This window comes from Cedecea sp. P7760 (assembly GCF_013386425.1).
In the GTDB taxonomy this organism is placed as follows: domain Bacteria; phylum Pseudomonadota; class Gammaproteobacteria; order Enterobacterales; family Enterobacteriaceae; genus Cedecea; species Cedecea selenatireducens.
The window spans coordinates 1-5,123 of sequence record NZ_JACARU010000031.1; the positions used below are offsets into that span (position 1 = coordinate 1).

General features: G+C 52.1%; 3 rRNA genes. All 3 read right to left on the minus strand.

From position 1 onward, the window contains the following. Positions 1–96: ribosomal RNA gene (rrf, locus tag HX778_RS12925) — 5S ribosomal RNA — on the minus strand; the annotation flags it as partial. Positions 97–207: 111 nt separating this feature from the next. Further along, positions 208–3,116, minus strand: a 23S ribosomal RNA gene (locus tag HX778_RS12930). Positions 3,117–3,316: 200 nt separating this feature from the next. After that, positions 3,317–4,856 (minus strand): 16S ribosomal RNA (locus HX778_RS12935). Between the last annotated feature and the right edge of the window lie 267 nt (positions 4,857–5,123).

Consider the following 5,123-nt stretch of genomic DNA (forward strand, 5'->3'; position numbering starts at 1 on the left):
CGCATGGGGAGACCCCACACTACCATCGGCGCTACGGCGTTTCACTTCTGAGTTCGGCATGGGGTCAGGTGGGACCACCGCGCTACGGCCGCCAGGCAAATTCTGTTATTGACCGTCATGCATCCGCATAACCATCAATTTAATCCTGAACTAAGCTGAAAATTTACTCTTTCTCTCTAAATTCTCTCAAAACACCTTCGGTGTTGTAAGGTTAAGCCTCACGGATCATTAGTACTGGTTAGCTCAACGTATCGCTACGCTTACACACCCAGCCTATCAACGTCGTAGTCTTCAACGTTCCTTCAGGACCCTTAAAGGGTCAGGGAGAACTCATCTCGGGGCAAGTTTCGCGCTTAGATGCTTTCAGCGCTTATCTTTTCCGCATTTAGCTACCGGGCAATGCCATTGGCATGACAACCCGAACACCAGTGATGCGTCCACTCCGGTCCTCTCGTACTAGGAGCAGCCCCCCTCAATTCTCCAGCGCCCACGGCAGATAGGGACCGAACTGTCTCACGACGTTCTAAACCCAGCTCGCGTACCACTTTAAATGGCGAACAGCCATACCCTTGGGACCTACTTCAGCCCCAGGATGTGATGAGCCGACATCGAGGTGCCAAACACCGCCGTCGATATGAACTCTTGGGCGGTATCAGCCTGTTATCCCCGGAGTACCTTTTATCCGTTGAGCGATGGCCCTTCCATTCAGAACCACCGGATCACTAAGACCTGCTTTCGCACCTGCTCGAGCCGTCACTCTCGCAGTCAAGCTAGCTTATGCCTTTGCACTAACCTCACGATGTCCGACCGTGATTAGCTAACCTTCGTGCTCCTCCGTTACGCTTTAGGAGGAGACCGCCCCAGTCAAACTACCCACCAGACACTGTCCGCAACCCGGATCACGGGTCTACGTTAGAACATCAAACATTAAAGGGTGGTATTTCAAGGTTGGCTCCACGCAGACTGGCGTCCACGCTTCAAAGCCTCCCACCTATCCTACACATCAAGGCTCAATGTTCAGTGTCAAGCTATAGTAAAGGTTCACGGGGTCTTTCCGTCTTGCCGCGGGTACACTGCATCTTCACAGCGATTTCAATTTCACTGAGTCTCGGGTGGAGACAGCCTGGCCATCATTACGCCATTCGTGCAGGTCGGAACTTACCCGACAAGGAATTTCGCTACCTTAGGACCGTTATAGTTACGGCCGCCGTTTACCGGGGCTTCGATCAAGAGCTTCTCCTTGCGGATAACCCCATCAATTAACCTTCCGGCACCGGGCAGGCGTCACACCGTATACGTCCACTTTCGTGTTTGCACAGTGCTGTGTTTTTAATAAACAGTTGCAGCCAGCTGGTATCTTCGACTGCCTTCAGCTCCACCCGCGAGGGGTTTCACCTACCGACAGCGTGCCTTCTCCCGAAGTTACGGCACCATTTTGCCTAGTTCCTTCACCCGAGTTCTCTCAAGCGCCTTGGTATTCTCTACCTGACCACCTGTGTCGGTTTGGGGTACGATTTAATGTTACCTGATGCTTAGAGGCTTTTCCTGGAAGCAGGGCATTTGTTACTTCAGCACCGTAGTGCCTCGTCATCACACCTCAGCGTTTAATAAGCGTCCGGATTTACCTAAACACTCCGCCTACATGCTTAAACCGGGACAACCGTCGCCCGGCTAACATAGCCTTCTCCGTCCCCCCTTCGCAGTAACACCAAGTACAGGAATATTAACCTGTTTCCCATCGACTACGCCTTTCGGCCTCGCCTTAGGGGTCGACTCACCCTGCCCCGATTAACGTTGGACAGGAACCCTTGGTCTTCCGGCGAGCGGGCTTTTCACCCGCTTTATCGTTACTTATGTCAGCATTCGCACTTCTGATACCTCCAGCAGACCTCACAGTCCACCTTCGACGGCTTACAGAACGCTCCCCTACCCAACAACGCATAAGCGTCGCTGCCGCAGCTTCGGTGCATGGTTTAGCCCCGTTACATCTTCCGCGCAGGCCGACTCGACCAGTGAGCTATTACGCTTTCTTTAAATGATGGCTGCTTCTAAGCCAACATCCTGGCTGTCTGTGCCTTCCCACATCGTTTCCCACTTAACCATGACTTTGGGACCTTAGCTGGCGGTCTGGGTTGTTTCCCTCTTCACGACGGACGTTAGCACCCGCCGTGTGTCTCCCGTGATAACATTCTTCGGTATTCGTAGTTTGCATCGGGTTGGTAAGCCGGGATGGCCCCCTAGCCGAAACAGTGCTCTACCCCCGAAGATGAGTTCACGAGGCGCTACCTAAATAGCTTTCGGGGAGAACCAGCTATCTCCCGGTTTGATTGGCCTTTCACCCCCAGCCACAAGTCATCCGCTAATTTTTCAACATTAGTCGGTTCGGTCCTCCAGTTAGTGTTACCCAACCTTCAACCTGCCCATGGCTAGATCACCGGGTTTCGGGTCTATACCCTGCAACTTAACGCCCAGTTAAGACTCGGTTTCCCTGCGGCTCCCCTATACGGTTAACCTTGCTACAGAATATAAGTCGCTGACCCATTATACAAAAGGTACGCAGTCACCCCATAAAAGAGGCTCCCACTGCTTGTACGTACACGGTTTCAGGTTCTGTTTCACTCCCCTCGCCGGGGTTCTTTTCGCCTTTCCCTCACGGTACTGGTTCACTATCGGTCAGTCAGGAGTATTTAGCCTTGGAGGATGGTCCCCCCATATTCAGACAGGATACCACGTGTCCCGCCCTACTCTTCGAACTCACAGTATGTGCATTTTAGTGTACGGGAGTATCACCCTGTACCCTGCGACTTTCCAGACGCTTCCACTAACACACAAACTGATTCAGGTTCTGGGCTGCTCCCCGTTCGCTCGCCGCTACTGGGGGAATCTCGGTTGATTTCTTTTCCTCGGGGTACTTAGATGTTTCAGTTCCCCCGGTTCGCTTCGTTAAGCTATGTATTCACTTAACGATAGTGTGACGAATCACACTGGGTTTCCCCATTCGGAAATCGCCGGCTATAACGGTTCATATCACCTTACCGACGCTTATCGCAGATTAGCACGTCCTTCATCGCCTCTGACTGCCAGGGCATCCACCGTGTACGCTTAGTCGCTTAACCTCACAACCCGAAGATGTCTCGTGAGACACCATCGCTGTTGTGAAAATTTGAGAGACTCGAACATGTCTTAACCCCATTCCTTATTACGGAGGAATGAGACGACATGTCGTTTCAATTTTCAGCTTGTTCCGGATTGTTAAAGAGCAAATANNTCTATCAGACAATCTGTGTGAGCACTACGCGGGTTTGTATCTTTTAGGTAAGGAGGTGATCCAACCGCAGGTTCCCCTACGGTTACCTTGTTACGACTTCACCCCAGTCATGAATCACAAAGTGGTAAGCGCCCTCCCGAAGGTTAAGCTACCTACTTCTTTTGCAACCCACTCCCATGGTGTGACGGGCGGTGTGTACAAGGCCCGGGAACGTATTCACCGTAGCATTCTGATCTACGATTACTAGCGATTCCGACTTCATGGAGTCGAGTTGCAGACTCCAATCCGGACTACGACGCACTTTATGAGGTCCGCTTGCTCTCGCGAGGTCGCTTCTCTTTGTATGCGCCATTGTAGCACGTGTGTAGCCCTACTCGTAAGGGCCATGATGACTTGACGTCATCCCCACCTTCCTCCAGTTTATCACTGGCAGTCTCCTTTGAGTTCCCGGCCGAACCGCTGGCAACAAAGGATAAGGGTTGCGCTCGTTGCGGGACTTAACCCAACATTTCACAACACGAGCTGACGACAGCCATGCAGCACCTGTCTCAGAGTTCCCGAAGGCACCAATCCATCTCTGGAAAGTTCTCTGGATGTCAAGAGTAGGTAAGGTTCTTCGCGTTGCATCGAATTAAACCACATGCTCCACCGCTTGTGCGGGCCCCCGTCAATTCATTTGAGTTTTAACCTTGCGGCCGTACTCCCCAGGCGGTCGACTTAACGCGTTAGCTCCGGAAGCCACGCCTCAAGGGCACAACCTCCAAGTCGACATCGTTTACGGCGTGGACTACCAGGGTATCTAATCCTGTTTGCTCCCCACGCTTTCGCACCTGAGCGTCAGTCTTTGTCCAGGGGGCCGCCTTCGCCACCGGTATTCCTCCAGATCTCTACGCATTTCACCGCTACACCTGGAATTCTACCCCCCTCTACAAGACTCAAGCTTGCCAGTTTCGAATGCAGTTCCCAGGTTGAGCCCGGGGATTTCACATCCGACTTAACAAACCGCCTGCGTGCGCTTTACGCCCAGTAATTCCGATTAACGCTTGCACCCTCCGTATTACCGCGGCTGCTGGCACGGAGTTAGCCGGTGCTTCTTCTGCGAGTAACGTCAATCACTAAGGTTATTAACCTTAATGCCTTCCTCCTCGCTGAAAGTACTTTACAACCCGAAGGCCTTCTTCATACACGCGGCATGGCTGCATCAGGCTTGCGCCCATTGTGCAATATTCCCCACTGCTGCCTCCCGTAGGAGTCTGGACCGTGTCTCAGTTCCAGTGTGGCTGGTCATCCTCTCAGACCAGCTAGGGATCGTCGCCTAGGTGAGCCATTACCCCACCTACTAGCTAATCCCATCTGGGTTCATCTGATGGCAAGAGGCCCGAAGGTCCCCCTCTTTGGTCTTGCGACGTTATGCGGTATTAGCTACCGTTTCCAGTAGTTATCCCCCTCCATCAGGCAGATCCCCAGACATTACTCACCCGTCCGCCGCTCGTCACCCAGGAGCAAGCTCCCTGTGCTACCGCTCGACTTGCATGTGTTAGGCCTGCCGCCAGCGTTCAATCTGAGCCATGATCAAACTCTTCAATTTAAAAGTGTTTGATGCTCAAAGAATTAAAACTGTTTATAAAATCAGTAGTCACTCTTCAAGACTTGATATTTTGTTGCATCCGAAGATGCTGAGATATCAATCCTGCGAGTGCCCACACAGATTGTCTGATAAATTGTTAAAGAGCAGTGAGTTACGCGCTTTCGCTTGCTAACTCGAGGTGGCGTATATTACGCTTTCCTCTTTCAGAGTCAAGCGTTTATTTTCGCTTTCGTCTGACTGACTACCGGGTTGTTAAGCCGCTTTCGA